Source organism: Streptomyces sp. NPDC048606 (assembly GCF_040650855.1).
Lineage (GTDB): Bacteria > Actinomycetota > Actinomycetes > Streptomycetales > Streptomycetaceae > Streptomyces.
In genome coordinates this window covers 1-1,027 of the sequence record NZ_JBEZIB010000114.1, presented here as the reverse complement: position 1 = coordinate 1,027, position 1,027 = coordinate 1, and the positions used below count along the sequence as shown (strand labels likewise).

General features: G+C 63.8%; 3 protein-coding genes. All 3 read right to left on the bottom strand.

Going from position 1 to position 1,027, the window contains the following annotated elements:
• Positions 1–142: 142 nt before the first annotated feature.
• Entirely contained in the window at positions 143–382 is a 240-nt protein-coding gene (locus tag AB0D01_RS39765) for a hypothetical protein (RefSeq protein ID WP_049450960.1), read from the bottom strand.
• Positions 375–611 (bottom strand): hypothetical protein, encoded by a 237-nt coding sequence (locus tag AB0D01_RS39760; protein ID WP_049450961.1) that lies wholly within the window; start codon positions 609–611, stop codon positions 375–377. Before AB0D01_RS39760 ends, AB0D01_RS39765 begins: the two co-directional genes overlap by 8 nt.
• A 1-nt stretch (position 612) precedes the next feature.
• A partial coding sequence (locus tag AB0D01_RS39755; RefSeq protein ID WP_363064306.1) for a hypothetical protein occupies positions 613–1,027 on the bottom strand: 415 nt, incomplete at its 5' end.

Here is a 1,027-nt window from a genome sequence, read left to right as displayed (position 1 = left end):
GTTCCCACTCGCGACGCCGTTGGGAACATGTGGCGGTCGTGCACCAGCACCCCGATGGACTTCTTCCGTTGGGGGTGCTGGGCGCTGTGGCGCTTGCGGTTGCACACTTGGCCGAGGCAACGCTGGAGGGTAGGAACGGCCATCATTCCTCCTCGTCGTCATCGCCGTCGCGCAGCTGGTCGACCAGCGCACGCAGCTGCTGCAGGTTGAGGCTGTCCAGCAGCGAAGCCATGCTCTGCCCGTCGCGCCACTCGATGCCGGCGCGACGGAACAGATTCCGGTGCATCACCGTCACCTGTCGATCAGGTAGCTCGGCATCGCGCATCAAGTGAAAAGCGAAGCTGCGCAGGTACTGCGGCCCAGAGGTGTTGTAATCAACCATGAGCCACCCCCTCGCGCTGCAGCACCTCGGCCGGAACATGCGCGGTGATGCGCTCCCAGTTGGCGCGCGGCACGATCACCACCTGGAGGATGTCCACGTTGATCGGCTCGGGTCGGTCCTGCATCTCGAAGGGAATCAGGATGGCTTGGGTGGCGAAGGGCCACGCATCGCCCTGCGGCGCCTTCACCATCGCTTCCACTGCCGGCCAGCCTTCAGTTCGAATCGCCATGTCAGCGGCCCTCCTGTACGTCGCGAAGACGCAGCAGCCGTTCCAGCTCAGCCGTGCCCAGCGCCAGGCCACGAACGACGTTCTGGATGCGGATATCAACGTCGTCTTCTGGGTCATCCTCCAATCGACTGAGACCTTCCCAGGCGCTGGGGTTGAATGCGCTGCCGGCGACCAGCTGCTGGAGCGGCGCTATCTCCATCGCACCGTTCGCATCGACACTGACAACGTCCTGGTTCATCCACGACGGAAGCAGGTAGAAGGCTGCAGCCGCTGCGAGCTCCTCCTGTGCATGCTCGTCGTCGTGTTCGGCGGAATAGCCCTTCTCGTCGATCTGCCGATGACGTTCATCAGCGACAAGACCGAGTGCGGTTTTGAGCGAGGTGGTCAGATCCGTGCGCATCTCACGCCCCCCGCAC

Excerpts from the sequence above, each read along its gene's own strand:
- AB0D01_RS39760 (WP_049450961.1), bottom strand. The coding sequence starts at position 611 with ATGGCGATTCGAACTGAAGGCTGGCCGGCAGTGGAAGCGATGGTGAAG.
- AB0D01_RS39765 (WP_049450960.1), bottom strand. The coding sequence starts at position 382 with ATGGTTGATTACAACACCTCTGGGCCGCAGTACCTGCGCAGCTTCGCT.